This is a genomic window from Pseudomonas sp. DSP3-2-3 (assembly GCF_049898225.1).
Taxonomy (GTDB): domain Bacteria; phylum Pseudomonadota; class Gammaproteobacteria; order Pseudomonadales; family Pseudomonadaceae; genus Aquipseudomonas.
Genome location: NZ_JAFCXH010000006.1, coordinates 219,069 through 236,392, shown reverse-complemented (window position 1 = coordinate 236,392; position 17,324 = coordinate 219,069). Strand labels below are relative to the sequence as shown.

General features: G+C 57.9%; 18 protein-coding genes. All 18 read left to right on the top strand.

Features of this window, described 5'->3' with window-relative positions:
• Positions 1–8 precede the first annotated feature (8 nt).
• The 18 genes from ACP7E4_RS10010 (at position 9) to ACP7E4_RS09925 (ending at position 17,323) form a co-directional block, all read left to right on the top strand.
• Positions 9–935 (top strand): ketoacyl-ACP synthase III, encoded by a 927-nt coding sequence (locus ACP7E4_RS10010; protein WP_426113141.1) that lies wholly within the window; start codon positions 9–11, stop codon positions 933–935.
• 80 nt (positions 936–1,015) lie between these two features.
• Entirely contained in the window at positions 1,016–2,308 is a 1,293-nt protein-coding gene (locus ACP7E4_RS10005) for a motility associated factor glycosyltransferase family protein (protein ID WP_426113143.1), read from the top strand.
• The gene (locus tag ACP7E4_RS10000) at positions 2,305–2,562 is read left to right on the top strand and encodes a hypothetical protein (protein WP_426113145.1); all 258 of its coding nucleotides are present in this window, start codon (positions 2,305–2,307) and stop codon (positions 2,560–2,562) included. Before ACP7E4_RS10005 ends, ACP7E4_RS10000 begins: the two co-directional genes overlap by 4 nt.
• A 258-nt stretch (positions 2,563–2,820) precedes the next feature.
• The gene (locus ACP7E4_RS09995; RefSeq protein ID WP_426113147.1) at positions 2,821–3,672 is read left to right on the top strand and encodes a flagellin domain-containing protein; all 852 of its coding nucleotides are present in this window, start codon (positions 2,821–2,823) and stop codon (positions 3,670–3,672) included.
• A gap of 74 nt (positions 3,673–3,746) precedes the next feature.
• Entirely contained in the window at positions 3,747–4,136 is a 390-nt protein-coding gene (locus ACP7E4_RS09990) for a flagellar protein FlaG (RefSeq protein ID WP_426113149.1), read from the top strand.
• A 75-nt stretch (positions 4,137–4,211) separates the two neighbouring features.
• Positions 4,212–5,624 (top strand): flagellar filament capping protein FliD, encoded by a 1,413-nt coding sequence (gene fliD, locus ACP7E4_RS09985; RefSeq protein ID WP_426113151.1) that lies wholly within the window; start codon positions 4,212–4,214, stop codon positions 5,622–5,624.
• A 129-nt stretch (positions 5,625–5,753) separates the two neighbouring features.
• Entirely contained in the window at positions 5,754–6,137 is a 384-nt protein-coding gene (gene fliS / locus ACP7E4_RS09980; protein ID WP_426113153.1) for a flagellar export chaperone FliS, read from the top strand.
• 20 nt (positions 6,138–6,157) lie between these two features.
• On the top strand, positions 6,158–6,454 hold the full coding sequence (locus ACP7E4_RS09975; protein WP_020290740.1) for a motility-related protein FliT: 297 nt from the start codon (positions 6,158–6,160) through the stop codon (positions 6,452–6,454).
• A gap of 164 nt (positions 6,455–6,618) precedes the next feature.
• A complete protein-coding gene (gene fleQ, locus ACP7E4_RS09970; protein ID WP_426113156.1) occupies positions 6,619–8,094 on the top strand; it encodes a transcriptional regulator FleQ in 1,476 nt (491 codons plus the stop codon).
• Between the two features lie 122 nt (positions 8,095–8,216).
• Positions 8,217–9,434: a sensor histidine kinase gene (locus ACP7E4_RS09965; RefSeq protein ID WP_426113158.1), complete on the top strand. Its 1,218-nt coding sequence runs from the start codon at positions 8,217–8,219 to the stop codon at positions 9,432–9,434.
• Positions 9,434–10,861, top strand: a complete 1,428-nt coding sequence (locus ACP7E4_RS09960) for a sigma-54-dependent transcriptional regulator (protein ID WP_426113160.1) — start codon at positions 9,434–9,436, stop codon at positions 10,859–10,861. The genes ACP7E4_RS09965 and ACP7E4_RS09960 overlap by 1 nt, the downstream gene beginning before the upstream one ends.
• A 251-nt stretch (positions 10,862–11,112) precedes the next feature.
• Positions 11,113–11,439 (top strand): flagellar hook-basal body complex protein FliE, encoded by a 327-nt coding sequence (gene fliE, locus ACP7E4_RS09955; protein ID WP_020290736.1) that lies wholly within the window; start codon positions 11,113–11,115, stop codon positions 11,437–11,439.
• 14 nt (positions 11,440–11,453) lie between these two features.
• Positions 11,454–13,241, top strand: a complete 1,788-nt coding sequence (gene fliF / locus ACP7E4_RS09950; protein ID WP_426113162.1) for a flagellar basal-body MS-ring/collar protein FliF — start codon at positions 11,454–11,456, stop codon at positions 13,239–13,241.
• Positions 13,234–14,250 carry a flagellar motor switch protein FliG gene (fliG, locus tag ACP7E4_RS09945; RefSeq protein WP_020290734.1) on the top strand — a complete coding sequence of 339 codons (1,017 nt, stop codon included), beginning with the start codon at positions 13,234–13,236 and terminating at the stop codon, positions 14,248–14,250. Before fliF ends, fliG begins: the two co-directional genes overlap by 8 nt.
• Positions 14,251–14,260: 10 nt before the next feature.
• Complete coding sequence (fliH, locus tag ACP7E4_RS09940; protein WP_426113164.1) at positions 14,261–15,094, top strand: flagellar assembly protein FliH; 834 nt, start codon at positions 14,261–14,263, stop codon at positions 15,092–15,094.
• Entirely contained in the window at positions 15,084–16,442 is a 1,359-nt protein-coding gene (gene fliI / locus ACP7E4_RS09935; RefSeq protein ID WP_426113166.1) for a flagellar protein export ATPase FliI, read from the top strand. The genes fliH and fliI overlap by 11 nt, the downstream gene beginning before the upstream one ends.
• Positions 16,443–16,448: 6 nt before the next feature.
• Positions 16,449–16,898, top strand: a complete 450-nt coding sequence (gene fliJ / locus ACP7E4_RS09930; protein ID WP_065833570.1) for a flagellar export protein FliJ — start codon at positions 16,449–16,451, stop codon at positions 16,896–16,898.
• Positions 16,899–17,020: 122 nt separating this feature from the next.
• On the top strand, positions 17,021–17,323 hold the full coding sequence (locus ACP7E4_RS09925) for an STAS domain-containing protein (protein WP_426113169.1): 303 nt from the start codon (positions 17,021–17,023) through the stop codon (positions 17,321–17,323).
• The last annotated feature ends 1 nt before the right edge of the window (position 17,324 follow it).

The following is a 17,324-nucleotide window of genomic DNA, read 5'->3' as shown; positions in this document are numbered from 1 at the left end:
AAGCCATGATGATTGGCATAAAAAGCATAGCGAGTTACGTGCCCGCGGCTGGCGTTGACAACTACGCGCAGGGTGCCAAATTCGGCAAGGATGACGAGTTCATCCTGGGCAAGATCGGCTCGGCTTTCCTGCCACGTAAAGAAGACGGTCAGGAAACATCCGATTTGTGCGTCGAGGCGGTCAATGCCTTGTTCGCCAACAATCCGCAACTCAAGCGCGAATCCATCGATGTGCTGATCGTTGTCACGCAGAACGGTGATGAAGAAGGTCTGCCGCATACCGCTGCCATCGTCCAGGACAAGCTGGGCCTGTCGACTAATGTCGCAGCGTTCGATATTTCCCTGGGTTGCTCTGGTTACGTCTACGGCATCTATGCGCTCAAAGGTTTCATGGAGGCCACCGGTCTGAAAAACGGCCTGCTGGTTACTGCTGATCCGTATTCAAAAATTGTCGATCCGGAAGACCGCAACACCACCATGTTGTTTGGTGATGCTGCGACCGCCACCTGGATGGGCGAGGACGCCCAATGGCAGCTGGGCAAGGCCAAATTCGGCACTGACGGCTCCGGCGCGCCGCACCTGAAGGTCAGCAACGGCGTGTTCTTCATGAACGGTCGCCAGGTGTTCAACTTCGCACTGCTCAAAGTCCCGGCGCACCTGCACGAATTGCTCGACGAATCCGGCCTGCAATCCACTGATATTGATGCCTTCTGCATCCATCAGGGCAGCGCGGCGATTGTTGATGCAGTCGCGCGGCGTTTCGAGGGCGAGCCCGAGAAGTTCATCAAGGATATGCTGGAAACCGGCAACACCGTGTCTTCCAGCATTCCGCTGCTGCTGGAACGGCACGCCATGGATTCAAGCTGGAAGCGAGTCGCCTTGAGCGGTTTCGGGGTGGGCTTGTCCTGGGGTTCGGCGATCATTTATCGCCCGTAATCGCATATGCAGCAAAAATGGCGCGCAAGGTGAGTTAATCTTGAGCGCTATTTTTTTGCCTTCGTTTCAGGTGAGGCTTCATGACCGACAGCTTTGAGCGCAATGCCGCAGTGCTGCAGAACCGCTGGCCGGATGTCTTCGCCCGTCTGCAGGCTGAAGACGACGTCTCGTCTCAGGCCGGGTTGGTCGAGGGGCTGCAATCAACCCTGAGTCTCAACGGTATTCAGCTCACCAGTCGTCATGACCGAATCGCCGAGGCGCGTTTACAGGCCGCCAGTTTGCCGCAGGCCAGTGAAGTGCTTCATCTATATGGCACCGGGCTTGGCGATTTGCCGCGCGTTCTGCTGGAGCAACACAGCGCGTCGCGTTTGCAGGTGCATATCCTCAACGGTGCGTTGTTTGCTCTGGTGCTCAGGCTGACCGATCAGGATGACTGGTTGAGTGATCCGCGCATTGAGCTTGGCTACGCTGCCGACTGCCGGGAAATCCAGTTGCCGTTTTTCGCCTTGCCCGCCGAGCTGGAGCTGGCCGACGAAAACAATGCGCGGATTCGTGATCGGCTGGTCAGCGAAGTCCACCTGCACTTCAACAATCGCGAATTCGATCCACAGTCGCCGCAGATTCTGCAGCGCCTTGAGGAGAGTTTCGATCTGGTCAGCAGTGATCCTGACGTTGCCGAGCTGTTCGGCTCGCAATCGGGTCGGGAAATCTACGTGATTGGCACCGGCCCTAGTCTTGAGCAGCACTTCGAAAAGTTGCTGGCCATCCGCACTCGGGCGCAGCGCCCGTTGTTCATCTGCGTCGACACCGCTTACCAACCGCTGATTGCCCAGGGTATCCGGCCTGACCTGGTGGTGACCATCGATCAGCGCATTTCTGATCGCCATCTACCCGCGACGGATTCGGCGGGCATCCGCCTGGTCTATCTGCCTTTAAGCGATCCGCGGGTTCTATCGGCCTGGCAGGGTGAGCGTTATGTCGGTTTCTCGCCGAGCCCGATGTATGCGCAACTGCGCCAGCGGGTGCAACGGGGCGTTCTGGCCTCCGGTGGCAGTGTCATTCATCCGGCGGTGGATCTGGCGGTGAAAATGGGCGCGGCGCAGATCACTTTGTTTGGTGTGGACTTCGCTTATCCAATGAACAAAAGCCATGCTGGCTGGCACGCCGGGGAGCTTGGGGGGACGGTGGATCAAGCCAGGCAGTGGGTGCTCGATGGCCATGGTCAGCGGGTCAAGACCCAGCTCAATTTCCGGCGTTACCTTGGCGAGCTTGAACGTTACATTCAAGCGCATCCGCAGGTTCGTTTCCTTAATAGCAGCCGGTCGGGCGCACTGATCGCGGGCACCGGTTTTCATCCAGAGTTCAGCCAATGAACAGCATCGAATCGTGTGTACTCGCCAGCATCGAATGTGCCGGGCGGTTTCGCCTTGGCCGCAGCGTCGAGGCGGCTCTGGATATGCTGGAAGTGTTCGAAACTGCAGCCGGTTTGTTTGAACACAGTTCGCCGGCGGTCCGGCAGCAATGGTCGCAACTGCTGGTGGCGATGCTGGCCTGTCAACAGTCACAGGACTGGTTGGGCCTTGCCGACTACATGCAGTACGAATTAACGGAACTGGTTCACAGTTAATGACTTGCTGTATCTACGGCGCGGTGGCCGATATATAGAACTTCGCTTGTTTGTCTGCACTCCAGACTCGCTTTTTTAATCTTTACAAATGGCTAAGTCCTTGTTTTCCGGGGAGGTGGCCGCTTGATGGCATTATTTTTATAAATTGCCCTAAAGCAAAGTCCGATCCCGACGATAACTATTACGAAGGTTCTCTGTGCCAACCCGGCTGTTGCCAGGGCCGGAAGCCGCAGCACCCAACCAACGAGGAATTTCATCATGGCTTTAGGCGTAAACACTAACGTTGCTTCCCTCTCCGTTCAGAAGAACTTGGGCAAAGCATCCGACGCTCTGGCAACCTCCATGAGCCGCCTGTCTTCCGGTCTGAAAATCAACAGCGCCAAAGATGACGCTGCCGGCCTGCAGATCGCAACTCGTATCAGCAGCCAGATCCGCGGCCAGACTGTAGCAATCAAGAACGCCAACGATGGCATCTCGATGGCTCAGACCGCTGAAGGCGCTCTGCAAGAGTCCACTAACATTCTGCAACGTATGCGTGAACTGGCTGTACAAGCGCGCAACGGTACTAACGGCACTGCTGACCAGACCGCTACCAACGCAGAATTCGGTCAGATGTCTGACGAATTGACTCGTATCTCTGCAAGCACCAACCTGAACGGCAAGAACCTGCTTGACGGTACTGCCGGCACCATGACTCTGCAAGTGGGTTCGAACACTGGTAGTGCTAACCAGATCAGCCTGACCCTGAGCAGCAAGTTTGACGCCGTCAGCCTGTCTGTAGGTAGCGGTACCACTGTTCTGACTGGTGCTACCAGCGCAGCAGCTGCATCGGCAATCGACGGCGCGATCACTGCAATTGATGCTGCATTGGCAACGATCAACGCCACTCGTGCAAACCTGGGTGCTTCGCAGAACCGTCTGACCAGCACCATCTCCAACCTGCAAAACGTAAACGAAAACGCCACTGCTGCACTGGGTCGTGTACAAGACACTGACTTCGCCGCAGAAACCGCTAACCTGACCAAGCAGCAAACTCTGCAACAGGCTTCCCAAGCTGTTCTGGCCCAGGCTAACCAGTTGCCTTCCGCTGTACTGAAGCTGCTTCAGTAATTTTCGGAATGAGTTTTGGCGGAGGAGTGTGCTAGTCGTGCTCTTCCGCTTTTTACGTTGAGGAGGTGTTGGGAATGGACATGAGCGTGAAGTTGGGCTTGTCTTACCAGGCCATCAAGCCGGCGCCCGCTGTAGTAGAACAAACGGCCGCCGCTCCTCAAGCAGTTGCGGTGCCTGCGCCAGCGGCTGCTGCGGATTCGTCCGCAAGTAAAGACTCATCGAAGGAATCCGACGCTGAAAAGTCGGAAAAGCTCAAGACAGCTGTACAAGAGATCGAAAAGTTCGTGCAGTCGGTAAGACGCAATCTCGAATTCTCCATTGATGAAGCATCCGGAGAAGTCGTGGTCAAAGTGATCGCCAGTGATACGGGAGAAGTCGTCAGACAGTTACCCTCGGCGGAAGCTTTGAAAATTGCTGACAGCCTTCACAATGCGCATAGCTTGTTGTTTGATGCCAAGGTTTGATGGCATGGATCGTGTAGGCTGTAGTTCTGTGTTGTGTCGTCGTCAAAAGACCGACGAAACCTGAAGGAGAAGCACATGGCAAGCCCAATCAGTACTTCCACGGGCCTCGGCTCGGGTCTGGCAATCAAGGAGATCGTTGCTTCCCTGGTTGATTCGGACAAATACGCCAAGCAGACCCAGATCACCAAGCAGACGTCGCTGACGACGACCAAGTTGTCGGGTGTCAGTACATTGAAGTCGGCGCTTGATGCGTTCCAGACCGCGATGACCAATCTCGGCAAAGCGGACACGCCAGCGTTTAATGGCTTTTCGGCAACTTCGTCTCTTACCACCAGCATTACCGCGACCACTACCAACTCGGCAGTGGCAGGTACGTATGCGATGGAAGTCACCAAGCTTGCGACCAGTTCCAGCGTTGCATCTGCCTCGTTCGATGCGGCGGCAGCTAGTGCTATTCCGAGTGGTACCCTGACTATCACTCAAAATACCACTGACACTGCCTTCGAAATTCCGGCGGGCTCCACGTTGCAGCAGGTTCGCGACCTGATCAACGCCAAGACCTCGACCAGTGGCGTATCGGCGAACATTATTTCCGACGGTACCGGTTCGCGCCTGGTGTTTGGCTCTACCAAGACCGGCACAGGTACGGATATCACCACCAGCAGCACCATCCCGGGCCTGACGATTGGCTCCGGCGATGTACTTGACCCCAATTCGGCGACAAGCGCAGGCAGGATCGGCAAGGCGCCGATCGATGGCGAGATGTTGATCGGCGGTCTGAAAGTCACCAGTTCGACCAATACTTACAGTTCAGCGCTGACCGGGGTGACCATTACTGCGGTTGCCGAGGGCAAATCCACGGTTACCGTGGCAGGCAACACCGACGGTTTGAAAACATCGTTGCAGACGTTTGTTGATGCGTACAACAACGTGGTCAAGACCATCAACTCGCTGACCAAGGCCACCGCTGATGCCAACGGCGACCTGACGGTGTCGGCGGCAATGACTGGCGACTCCTTGCCGCGCGACCTACTGGCCACCTTGCGTGAGCAGTTGATCACACCTGGTCCTGGCAGCAAGTTGTCGACCCTGGCGCAGTTGGGTATCCAGACTGCTCAGTCCGGCGGTACGCTTACCTTCGATGCTGGCAAGTTCACCAAGGCAATGAACGACAAAAGCCTGGGCAGTGAAGTGCAGCAAATGTTCTCCGGCACTAACGCGGAAAATGGCTTGCTGGCGCGTATGAAAAAAGCCATCGAACCGTATAACAAAACCGGCGGTACTCTCGACGAACGCACCAAATCGCTGAACAAGACCAGTACCGATCTGAAAGCGCAGCAGACTGCCCTCGATATTCGTGTGGCTAACCTGACTTCAACGTTGACAGCCAAGTACAACGCGATGGATTTGTTAGTGGGGCAGATGAAGTCGACGCTGTCGAGCATCACCTCATTCTTCGATACCCTGAATGCTCAGGCATCTGGCTGACATTTGCTGCGTCATCCAGCCCGGCTGCGATTTATCGCACGCCGGGTTTTTGGCTTCTGGTCTAAAGTTTTCCGACAGTGCGTCGATACATTGAATATACGAACTCTTCCAGCTTTGACGAGGTTGATCATGAACCCGATGTTAGCCCTTCGGCAGTACCAGAAAGTGAATGCCCATGCGCAAACGTCCGAGGCCACCCCTCATCGTCTGGTGCAGATGCTGATGGAAGCAGGGCTGGATCGCATTGCCCAGGCCAAGGGCGCCATCGGACGCAAGGATATTCCTGCAAAAGGCGTATTGATCGGCAAGGCGATAGAAATCGTCGGCGGCCTGCGTGAAGGCCTGGATATGGAAAAATCGGCTGATACGCTGACCCGTGTGGACAATCTTTACATCTACATGATGCAGCGCCTGGCTGAAGCCAATATAAAAAGCGATCCACTGATCCTTGACGAAGTCAGCAGCTTGCTGGGCACTGTCAAGGAAGGCTGGGACGCAATCGCTGCTCATTAAGCTGTGCTGAGGAGACCAACATGAGTGCTGCACTCAAGCGTATCGAAGAAACCAAGGAAGCGCTGGTGGGCGCGCTGGCTGAGCGTGACTGGGATGCTATTGGCAAACTTGATCTGGCATGCCGTGCCTGTGTGGACGACATGATCAGTGAAGCAACGCCCAATGCGCCGGAACTGCGCAGTAATCTGGAGGAGCTGCTGACGGTCTACCGGCAGTTAATCGATACTGCAACCGACGCCCGGCAGGCGATCGTCGACGAGATGTCGCAGATCCAGCAAGCGAAAAACGCGGCGAAGGTTTACCATCTGTTCGGTTGAAGCTCGTTGATCGAAAAGAAGTGCGCCATAAATTTGACTGTGTACGGTTTTTTGACTTAACTAGTGATGTTTGCCATTTTCTGGCGTCTCAGTAATCGTACCGGCTGAGAATTGCCAAGCTTGCCCTTGTGGGGCATAGAGTTGACTAGGGAAGTTGCTATTGCATGTGGCGTGAAATCAAGATTCTGCTGATCGATGACGATAGCCAGCGCCGCCGTGACTTGGCGGTCATTCTGAATTTTCTTGGCGAAGAAAATTTGGCCTGCTCCAGCCAGGACTGGCAACAGGTTGTCGGCTCTTTGACCTCTACCCGAGAAGTACTCTGCGTGCTCGTCGGCAGCGTAAACGCGCCGGGCAGTCTGCAAGGGCTTCTTAAGACAGTGGCTGCGTGGGATGAGTTCCTTCCCGTCTTGCTGATGGGCGAAATTTCTTCCGTAGACCTGACTGACGATTTGCGCAGGCGCGTGCTTTCCTCGCTGGAAATGCCGCCCAGCTACAGCAAATTGCTCGATTCCCTGCACCGTGCCCAGGTCTATCGTGAGATGTACGATCAGGCCCGCGAGCGCGGTCGTCATCGTGAACCCAACCTGTTTCGTAGCCTCGTCGGCACCAGTCGTGCGATTCAGCATGTGCGCCAGATGATGCAGCAGGTCGCAGACACTGACGCCAGCGTGTTGATTCTGGGTGAGTCCGGGACTGGCAAGGAAGTTGTCGCGCGCAACCTGCACTATCATTCCAAACGCCGCGACGCGCCGTTTGTGCCGGTCAACTGTGGCGCGATCCCGGCCGAGTTGCTGGAAAGTGAACTGTTCGGTCACGAGAAGGGCGCCTTTACCGGGGCGATCACCAGTCGTGCCGGGCGTTTCGAACTGGCCAACGGCGGCACGCTGTTCCTTGACGAAATCGGCGACATGCCGCTGCCGATGCAGGTCAAGCTGCTGCGGGTTCTGCAGGAACGTACCTTTGAACGCGTGGGCAGCAACAAGACCCAGAGCGTCGATGTGCGCATCATTGCTGCAACTCACAAGAATCTTGAGTCCATGATCGAGATCGGCAGCTTCCGTGAAGACCTTTACTACCGCCTGAACGTGTTCCCGATCGAAATGGCGCCGCTGCGCGAGCGGGTCGAAGATATTCCGTTGCTGATGAACGAGCTGATTTCGCGCATGGAGCACGAAAAACGCGGCTCGATCCGCTTCAACTCTGCGGCCATCATGTCGCTGTGTCGCCATGGCTGGCCGGGCAACGTGCGTGAATTGGCCAACCTGGTGGAGCGCATGGCGATCATGCATCCCTATGGCGTGATTGGCGTGGCTGAGTTGCCAAAGAAATTCCGTTATGTCGATGACGAAGACGAACAACTCGTCGACAGTCTGCGCAGTGATCTTGAAGAGCGCGTGGCCATTAATGGTCATACGCCGAACTTCTCGTCCGGCGCCCTGTTGCCGCCGGAAGGCCTGGACTTGAAGGACTACTTGGGTGGGCTGGAGCAGGGCTTGATCCAGCAGGCACTGGACGACGCCAACGGTATCGTCGCGCGTGCTGCCGAACGTCTGCGGATCCGTCGCACGACCCTGGTTGAGAAAATGCGCAAATACGGCATGAGCCGACGTGAAGGCGATGAACAGGCAGATGATTGACGCTTGCTGAATCGCGAAAAAATCAAACCTCTGAATTTTCAGGGGTTTTTTTTCGGCACGAGGATTGCTAAGTCTCTTGGAACATACCGTTTAATGACGGTTCGCCACGCGAGAGATGACTTATGCCCCAGGCCGCCAAGATGACCCCTGACCTTGCCCATGCAGTCCTGCCGTCCCTTGAGCTGGAAAGTCGTCAGGGGCTTGAGCAGGCGTTTTCGCTGTTCAATCAGATGTCGGCGCAGTTGACTGATTCCTACAGCTTGCTGGAAGCACGGGTCACCGAGCTCAAGGGCGAACTGGCGGTGGTCAGCGCGCAGCGCATGGAGGAGCTGGCGGAGAAAGAGCGCCTGGCATATCGCTTGCAGAATCTGCTCGACCTCCTGCCCGGCGGGATCATCGTGATCGATGGCATGGGCAGGGTGCGCGAAGCCAATCCGGCGGCCATCGATTTGTTGGGTCAACCGCTGGAGGGCGAGCTGTGGCGGCATGTCATCAGTCGCTGTTTTGCTCCGCGCGACGATGACGGCCACGAAGTTTCCCTCAAGGATGGCCGACGCCTGTCCATTGCCACCCGCTCGCTGGATGCCGAGCCGGGTCAGCTGGTATTGCTTAACGACCTGACAGAAACCCGTCATCTGCAGGATCAACTGGCGCGTCATGAGCGTTTATCGTCGCTGGGGCGGATGGTGGCTTCCCTCGCACACCAGATTCGCACACCGCTGTCTGCCGCCTTGATCTACGCCAGTCATTTGACTGAACAGGAGCTGCCGCTGGAAACCCAGCAACGTTTTGCCGGGCGGCTCAAGGAGCGTCTGCATGAGCTTGAACATCAAGTGCGGGACATGCTGGTGTTTGCTCGTGGCGAATTGCCGCTTACCGATCGTCTCTCGCCGCAGCAGCTCTTCGCCGCCCTGCAGGATGCGGCCTTGACGCACACTCAGGATGTGCAGGTGCGTTGGCAGTGCGATCTTTCAGCAGGTGAGTTGCTGTGCAATCGCGACACGCTGGTCGGTGCGCTGCTGAATCTGATCGAAAACGCGGTGCAGGCTTGCGCCGGTCAGCCACGCTTGAAAATTCATGCCTACCGCCGGGGCAACACGCTGCGGCTGTGCGTCAGTGACAACGGCAGCGGTATTGATGCTGCCGCTCTGGCGCATATCGGTGAGCCCTTTTTTACCACCAAGACCACCGGCACCGGCCTTGGCCTGGCGGTGGTGACAGCGGTCACCCGCGCCCATCGCGGCACCGTTCAGTATGCCTCGCGTGTAGGTCGCGGCACTTGCGCGCTGGTCACGTTGCCATTGATGAGTGCGCCATCCAGCGTCGTGGACAATAACTGATGACGATTAAGGTGTTATTGGTCGAAGACGACCGTGCGTTGCGCGAAGCGCTGGGGGAAACTCTGGAATTGGCCGGGCATGAATATCACTGCGTCGGATCAGCTGAGGATGCGCTGGTCGCCGTCGCGCGCGAGCCGTTCAGTCTGGTGATCAGCGACGTCAATATGCCTGGCATGGATGGCCATCAGTTGCTCGGGCTGTTGCGCTCGCGGCATCCGCAATTGCCGGTTCTGCTGATGACCGCGCATGGCGCGGTCGAGCGCGCCGTGGATGCGATGCGCCAGGGTGCGGCGGATTATCTGGTCAAACCGTTCGAGCCCAAGGCCATGCTGGCGTTGGTTGCCCGGCATGCGCTGGGACGTCCTGGCCCGGATGACGGCGATGGGCCGATAGCCGTCGAGCCGGCCAGCGCGCAGCTGTTGAATCTGGCCAGTCGCGTGGCGAAAAGCGATTCGACGGTGCTGATATCCGGCGAATCAGGCACCGGCAAGGAAGTGCTGGCGCGATTCATTCACCAGCATTCGCCCCGTGCCGACAAACCTTTCATCGCCATCAACTGTGCAGCGATCCCGGACAACATGCTCGAAGCCACGTTGTTCGGCCATGAAAAGGGCTCGTTCACTGGCGCTATCGCTGCGCAAGCCGGCAAATTCGAACAGGCTGACGGCGGCACTATCCTGCTTGATGAGATTTCCGAAATGCCCATGGGGCTGCAGGCGAAATTGCTGCGCGTGCTCCAGGAGCGAGAAGTCGAGCGGGTAGGGGCGCGCAAGCCCATCACGCTGGATATTCGCGTGTTGGCAACGACCAACCGTGATCTGGCTGGGGAAGTGGCAGCCGGTCGGTTTCGTGAAGATCTGTTTTACCGGTTATCGGTATTTCCGCTGGCCTGGCAACCGCTGCGCCAGCGAACCGCCGATATTCTGCCGCTGGCCGAGCGTTTGCTGGCCAAACACGTCAATAAAATGAAACACGCGGCGGTGCGTCTGTCGGCCCAGGCGCAGGCCTGTCTGGTGGGTTATGCCTGGCCCGGCAATGTCCGTGAGCTGGACAACGCGGTGCAGCGAGCGCTGATTCTGCAGCAGGGCGGCGTCATCGAAGCGGAAGATTTCTGCCTCGCGGGCCCGGTCTCCTGCGCGCCGTTGCTGGCGTTGAACGTCGCCCCGGTGGGCGTTACCGCGCCGGTCTTGCCCGTTTCCCAGGGCGCAGCAATCGGCGATGGCACCGCAAGCGACGGGGGTAACGCGCTGGGCGACGATCTGCGCCGACGTGAGTTTCAGATGATTATTGACACCCTGCGTGCCGAGCGCGGTCGTCGCAAGGAGGCTGCCGAGCGCTTAGGTATCAGCCCGCGTACGTTGCGCTACAAATTGGCGCAGATGCGCGATGCGGGCATGGACGTCGAAGGTCATTTATTTGCGACGTAACATTCGCGCTACAAAGGTCGGTCACTCTCTTGGCAGCCCTGCCGTCCAGCATAGTCGGGGCTTTTGACCGGCTCATCCGATGGATTCGAGACCATTCCCACAGCTTTTCCAGGGATGACTCCCCGGTCATTATTCAGCTTCAAACGCACTAATGGCCATTGGCTGCCATCTAGCTGGCACCCTTGTTGCTTTGACATCCATGACCGCTGAATCAGTGTCAAAAATTTGCGGCCCTCACGAGAGATATTTCCATGAGCCAAGGTGTTGAATTTAATCGCTTGATGTTGGATATGCGCTCCATGCAAATGGATGCCATGGCCGCCCCGAAGGCTGCCGCCACGCCGGAAGTCGGCTCCAGCAGCTTTGCCGACATGCTTGGTCAGGCCGTCAACAAGGTTGCTGACACCCAACAGGCGTCCAGCCAGTTGGCCAGTGCCTTCGAAATCGGCAAGAGCGGCGTCGATCTCACCGACGTGATGATTTCCTCGCAGAAAGCCGCCGTGTCCTTTCAGGCGCTGACTCAGGTTCGTAACAAACTGGTTCAAGCGTACCAAGACATCATGCAGATGCCGGTTTAAGGACATATTGAGTCATGGCAGAAACACTCGCCGATAGCGTTCCGGCCAAGGCAGGCGCCCCAGCGGGCAAGTCGCCCGTGTTCGGTCTCGCTTTCCTGGACAATCTTTCCGAGATGCCCATGCTGCGTCAGGTCGGCCTTATGGTCGGCCTCGCCGCCAGCGTGGCGATTGGCTTTGCCGTGGTGCTCTGGTCGCAGCAGCCCGATTATCGTCCGTTGTACGGCAGTCTCGCCGGCCTGGACGCCAAGCAGGTCATGGACACCCTGACAGCCGCCAATATTGCCTACACCGTGGAGCCCAACTCCGGAGCGCTGTTGGTCAAGGCCGATGACGTGCAGCGGGCGCGCATTCAGCTCGCGTCGGCAGGTGTGGTCCAGCAGGACGCCAACGTCGGTTTCGAGATTCTCGACAAGGATCAGGGCCTGGGGACCAGCCAGTTCATGGAAGCCACGCGTTATCGTCGTGGTCTGGAAGGCGAACTGGCGCGTACGATTTCTGCACTCAACAACGTCAAGGGTGCCCGCGTGCATCTGGCGATCCCGAAAAGCTCGGTCTTCGTTCGTGACGACCGCAAGCCCAGCGCATCGATTCTGGTCGAGCTGTACGCCGGTCGTTCGCTTGAGCCAAGCCAGGTTGTGGCGATCATCAACCTGGTGGCAACCAGCGTTCCCGAGCTGAACAAGTCGCAGATCACGGTCGTTGATCAGAAGGGCAATCTGCTTTCTGATCAGGCGGAAAATTCCGAATTGACCATGGCCGGCAAGCAGTTCGATTACAGCCGTCGTATGGAAGGCATGCTCACCCAGCGCGTGCAGAATATTCTGCAACCGATCCTGGGCAATGATCGCTACAAGGCTGAGGTTTCCGCCAATGTGGATTTCAGCGCGGTGGAATCTACTGCCGAAAGTTTCAACCCGGATCAGCCTGCCTTGCGCAGCGAGCAGTCGGTCAACGAACAACGCTCCACCAGCAGTGGCGCCCAGGGTGTACCGGGTGCGCTGAGCAATCAGCCTCCAGGTCCGGCAACCGCGCCGCAAACCACGGGTGGTGCCGCAGGTGGTGCCGCCGCTGCTATCGCGCCGGGTCAACCGCTGCTCGATGCCAACGGCCAACAGATCATGGACCCGGCTACCGGTCAGCCTGCGCTCGCGCCTTACCCGGCTGACAAACGCATCCAGTCCACCAAGAACTTCGAGCTTGACCGTTCCATCAGCCACACCAAGCAGCAGCAGGGGCGTCTGACCCGGTTGTCGGTTGCGGTCGTTGTCGATGATCAGGTCAAGGTCAACGCGGCCAACGGCGAAACCACTCGCAGCCCCTGGAGTGCCGAAGATCTGAATCGCTTTACGCGTCTGGTGCAGAACGCAGTCGGTTTCGACGCCAGCCGTGGTGATACGGTGAGCGTGGTCAACGTGCCGTTTTCCGCCGAGCGCGGCGAAACGATCCCGGATATCCCGTTCTACTCGCAGCCATGGTTCTGGGACATCGTCAAACAAGCCATGGGTGTGATTTTCATCCTGGTGCTGGTGTTTGGTGTGTTGCGCCCGGTGCTCAACAACATCACCAACGGCAAGAGCAAGCAGCTCGCCGGTTTCGACGACGATATGGGCGGTCTGGGTGGCATGGGCGGCGCGGACGAATTGTCCAACGACCGTGTCAGCCTCGGCGGCCCGCAGAGCATTCTGTTGCCTAGCCCGACCGAGGGTTATGACGCACAGCTGAACGCAATCAAGAGTCTGGTGGCCGAAGATCCGGGTCGAGTGGCCCAGGTCGTGAAAGAGTGGATTAACACTGATGAGTGATCGAGCCGTCGTAGCCAAGCTGAGCAAAGTCGAGAAAGCGGCAGTCCTGCTACTGTCCCTGGGTGAAACCGATGCGGCGCAAGTCCTGCGCCACATGGGCCCCAAGGAGGTCCAGCGCGTGGGCGTGGCCATGGCGCAGATGCGCAATGTGCATCGCGAGCAGGTCGAAGAAGTCATGACCGAATTCGTCGAGATCGTCGGCGATCAGACCAGCCTCGGCGTGGGTTCTGACGGGTATATCCGCAAGATGCTGACTCAGGCGTTGGGCGAAGACAAAGCCAACGGCCTGATCGATCGCATTCTGCTGGGTGGCAATACCAGCGGCCTGGACAGCCTGAAGTGGATGGAGCCGCGCGCGGTTGCCGACGTGATCCGCTTCGAACACCCGCAGATTCAGGCCATTGTCGTGGCCTATCTCGACGCCGATCAGGCAGGCGAAGTGCTTGGCCATTTCGACCACAAGGTGCGTCTGGATATCATCCTGCGCGTGTCGTCGCTGAACACCGTGCAGCCGGCCGCGCTGAAAGAATTGAACCAGATTCTGGAGAAGCAGTTCTCCGGCAACGCCAATACTTCACGTACCACGCTGGGCGGCATCAAGCGTGCTGCGGACATCATGAACTTCCTCGACAGCTCGATGGAAGGCACGCTCATGGATTCGATCCGCGAAGTCGACGAAGACCTCTCGGTGCAGATCGAAGACCTCATGTTCGTCTTCAACAACCTGGCGGACGTGGACGACCGTGGCATCCAGGCGCTGCTGCGCGAAGTTTCTTCGGATGTACTGGTGCTGGCCCTTAAAGGCTCGGACGAGGCGATCAAGGAAAAGATTTTCAAGAACATGTCCAAACGCGCCGCCGAACTGTTGCGCGACGATCTGGAAGCCAAAGGGCCGGTTCGCGTCAGCGACGTGGAAACCGCACAGAAAGAAATCCTCACCATTGCGCGCCGTATGGCCGAGGCCGGGGAGATTGTGCTCGGCGGCAAAGGTGGCGAGGAAATGATCTAAGGTCTTTTTAATGTCCAGCTCCAGCAAAGAACCGGCCAGCGAGCTTATTCGCGCCAAAGACGTCGGCGGTTACGACGTCTTTTCCCTGCCAAGTTTCGATCCGCATCAAGAGCCTGAACCCGAACCTGAGGTCTTGCCGGTTGAAGAAGAACCGGCCGAGATGGAAGAAGTGCCGCTGGATGAAGTCCAGCCGATGACCCTTGAGGAACTGGAAAGCATTCGCCAGGAGGCCTACAACGAAGGCTTCGCTACCGGTGAAAAAGAAGGCTTTCACAGTACGCAACTCAAGGTTCGCCAGGAAGCCGAAGTGGCCCTGGCCGCCAAGCTTGCCAGCCTCGAACAGTTGATGGCGAACCTGCTCGAACCCATCGCCGACCAGGACACGCAAATCGAAAGAGGCGTGGTGCTGCTGGTCGAGCACATTGCCCGCAAAGTCATTCAGCGTGAACTGACCACTGATTCCAGACAGATCGGTAATGTATTGCGTGATGCTCTGAAGCTGTTGCCCATGGGCGCGCAAAACGTGCGCATCTTCATCAATCCGCAGGACTTCGCCCAGGTCAAGGCGCTGCGCGAGCGGCATGAGGAAACCTGGCGTATCCTGGAAGATGACACCCTGCAAGCGGGTGGTTGCCGGATTGAAACCGAACACAGCCGGATCGATGCCAGCATCGAGACAAGAATTTCCCTGGCCATGGCCAAGATGTACGACCAGATGCACGAGCAGGCGCTGCATCCGGCTGCGGCCGATGTGAGCATTGATCTTGAGCAGGCCGCTGCTGGCTCTAATGTCGCCAACCCTGACGCCGAGAGTTCCGACAACGAGAAGCCCGATGCGCCTTGATCGCACCAGCTTCGGCAAGCGTCTGGATACCTACGCCGAAGCCATCGACCTGCCGGTCCAGCCCGTTGTAGAAGGCCGCTTGCTGCGCATGGTCGGCCTGACCCTCGAAGCTGAAGGGTTGCGGGCGGCCATGGGCAGTCGTTGCGTGGTGATCAACGATGACAGCCATTCTCCGGTAGAAGTCGAAGCCGAAGTCATGGGCTTTTCCGGTGGCAAAGTATTTCTGATGCCGGTCGGCAGCGTTGCCGGTATCGCTCCCGGCGCGCGGGTCGTGCCATTGGCCGATACCGGTCGCCTGCCCATGGGCATGGCCATGCTCGGACGCGTGCTCGATGGCGCGGGTCGCGCACTGGACGGCAAGGGCGGCATGAAAGCCGAAGACTGGGTGCCGATGGACGGCCCGACCATCAACCCACTCAAGCGCAACCCGATCAGCCAGCCGCTGGACGTGGGAATTCGCTGCATCAACGGATTATTGACAGTCGGGCGTGGTCAGCGTCTTGGCTTGTTCGCCGGTACCGGCGTCGGCAAGAGCGTACTGCTGGGAATGATGACGCGCTTCACCGAGGCCGACATCATTGTCGTTGGCCTGATCGGTGAGCGGGGTCGTGAGGTCAAGGAATTCATCGAACACAGTCTCGGTGAAGAAGGCCTCAAGCGTTCCGTCGTCGTGGCTTCACCTGCGGATGACGCACCACTGATGCGTTTGCGCGCGGCCATGTATTGCACGCGCATCGCCGAATATTTTCGCGACAAGGGCAAGAATGTCCTGCTGCTGATGGATTCCCTGACCCGTTTCGCCCAGGCCCAACGGGAAATTGCCCTGGCGATTGGCGAGCCGCCAGCGACCAAAGGCTATCCGCCGTCGGTGTTCGCCAAGTTGCCCAAGCTGGTCGAACGCGCCGGTAATGCTGAAGCCGGTGGCGGATCGATCACGGCTTTTTATACGGTGCTCTCGGAAGGCGATGACCAGCAGGACCCGATTGCCGACTCGGCGCGGGGCGTGCTCGACGGGCACATCGTCTTGTCGCGGCGTCTGGCCGAAGAGGGGCATTACCCGGCCATCGACATCGAAGCTTCCATCAGTCGAGTCATGCCTTCGGTGGTCAGCCCGGAGCACATGGGACAGGCCCAGCATTTCAAGCAGCTGTGGTCGCGCTACCAGCAAAGCCGGGACTTGATCAGCGTCGGCGCCTATGTGGCCGGTGGCGATCGGGAAACCGATATGGCCATTGCCTTGCAACCGGTGCTGGTGCGTTATCTGCGTCAGGGTCTGAACGACAATGAAAGCATGCAGGAGAGCAGCGCACGGCTCGCGGCAGTCTTCAATCCGGCAGCGGGCGGCTAATAACTCATGGCCAAGAGTCGTGCCGAGCGTCTGGCGCCCGTGGTGGATATGGCCGAATCCGCCGAGCGCGCGGCAGCGCAACGCCTGGGGCACTTTCAAGGTCAGGTTCGCCTGGCAGAAGGCAAGCTCGATGAGCTGGAAAATTTCCGTCTCAGCTACCAGCAGCAGTGGATCGACAAAGGCGGCACCGGCGTCTCCGGGCAATGGCTGATGAACTATCAACGCTTTCTCAATCAACTTGAAACCGCAGTCGGTCAGCAACGCAAAAGCCTGGAGTGGCATCAGAACAATCTGAATCAGGCGCGGGGCACCTGGCAACAGGCGTACGCGCGGGTCGAAGGGTTGCGCAAGCTGGTCCAGCGCTATGTGGATGAGGCGCGCAAACTTGAAGACAAGCGTGAACAAAAATTACTTGATGAATTGTCCCAACGGTTGCCGCGACACGAGCCGTTCTAGACACGTCTCCGGTTGCAGCACGTGATGCTTTCACCCGTAGCGATTCAAATCCGGTTTGCTGTCGTTGACGGGCGGTGTTAAACCTTCGTTACGTTACGAAGACCCACTGAGGAATTTCACCTATGTCGGTAACCTCCGAGCTCTCTCAAGACGAACTGCAACTGACCATCTTTATTTCCGGTCGTTTCGATTTCGCTTCTCATCAGGATTTTCGCAACGCCTACGAAAATCGGACCAATGTGCGCAATTATGTCGTCGATCTGAAGGGCGCCAATTACCTGGACAGCTCTGCGTTGGGGATGCTGTTGCTGCTGCGCGATCATGCTGGCGGCGAGCATTCACGGATACAGCTGGTCAATTGCAGCTCTGATGTCATCAAGATCCTGACGATCTCCAATTTCTCAAAACTGTTCAAGATAGGCTGAG

Excerpts from the sequence above, each read along its gene's own strand:
- ACP7E4_RS09965 (WP_426113158.1), top strand. The coding sequence starts at position 8,217 with ATGCCCCAGGCCGCCAAGATGACCCCTGACCTTGCCCATGCAGTCCTG.
- ACP7E4_RS09925 (WP_426113169.1), top strand. The coding sequence starts at position 17,021 with ATGTCGGTAACCTCCGAGCTCTCTCAAGACGAACTGCAACTGACCATC.
- fliJ (WP_065833570.1), top strand. The coding sequence starts at position 16,449 with ATGGCCAAGAGTCGTGCCGAGCGTCTGGCGCCCGTGGTGGATATGGCC.
- fliH (WP_426113164.1), top strand. The coding sequence starts at position 14,261 with ATGTCCAGCTCCAGCAAAGAACCGGCCAGCGAGCTTATTCGCGCCAAA.
- ACP7E4_RS10010 (WP_426113141.1), top strand. The coding sequence starts at position 9 with ATGATTGGCATAAAAAGCATAGCGAGTTACGTGCCCGCGGCTGGCGTT.
- ACP7E4_RS09995 (WP_426113147.1), top strand. The coding sequence starts at position 2,821 with ATGGCTTTAGGCGTAAACACTAACGTTGCTTCCCTCTCCGTTCAGAAG.
- ACP7E4_RS09960 (WP_426113160.1), top strand. The coding sequence starts at position 9,434 with ATGACGATTAAGGTGTTATTGGTCGAAGACGACCGTGCGTTGCGCGAA.
- fliS (WP_426113153.1), top strand. The coding sequence starts at position 5,754 with ATGAACCCGATGTTAGCCCTTCGGCAGTACCAGAAAGTGAATGCCCAT.
- ACP7E4_RS10005 (WP_426113143.1), top strand. The coding sequence starts at position 1,016 with ATGACCGACAGCTTTGAGCGCAATGCCGCAGTGCTGCAGAACCGCTGG.
- fliD (WP_426113151.1), top strand. The coding sequence starts at position 4,212 with ATGGCAAGCCCAATCAGTACTTCCACGGGCCTCGGCTCGGGTCTGGCA.
- fliG (WP_020290734.1), top strand. The coding sequence starts at position 13,234 with ATGAGTGATCGAGCCGTCGTAGCCAAGCTGAGCAAAGTCGAGAAAGCG.
- fliE (WP_020290736.1), top strand. The coding sequence starts at position 11,113 with ATGAGCCAAGGTGTTGAATTTAATCGCTTGATGTTGGATATGCGCTCC.
- ACP7E4_RS10000 (WP_426113145.1), top strand. The coding sequence starts at position 2,305 with ATGAACAGCATCGAATCGTGTGTACTCGCCAGCATCGAATGTGCCGGG.
- fliI (WP_426113166.1), top strand. The coding sequence starts at position 15,084 with ATGCGCCTTGATCGCACCAGCTTCGGCAAGCGTCTGGATACCTACGCC.
- fleQ (WP_426113156.1), top strand. The coding sequence starts at position 6,619 with ATGTGGCGTGAAATCAAGATTCTGCTGATCGATGACGATAGCCAGCGC.
- fliF (WP_426113162.1), top strand. The coding sequence starts at position 11,454 with ATGGCAGAAACACTCGCCGATAGCGTTCCGGCCAAGGCAGGCGCCCCA.
- ACP7E4_RS09990 (WP_426113149.1), top strand. The coding sequence starts at position 3,747 with ATGGACATGAGCGTGAAGTTGGGCTTGTCTTACCAGGCCATCAAGCCG.
- ACP7E4_RS09975 (WP_020290740.1), top strand. The coding sequence starts at position 6,158 with ATGAGTGCTGCACTCAAGCGTATCGAAGAAACCAAGGAAGCGCTGGTG.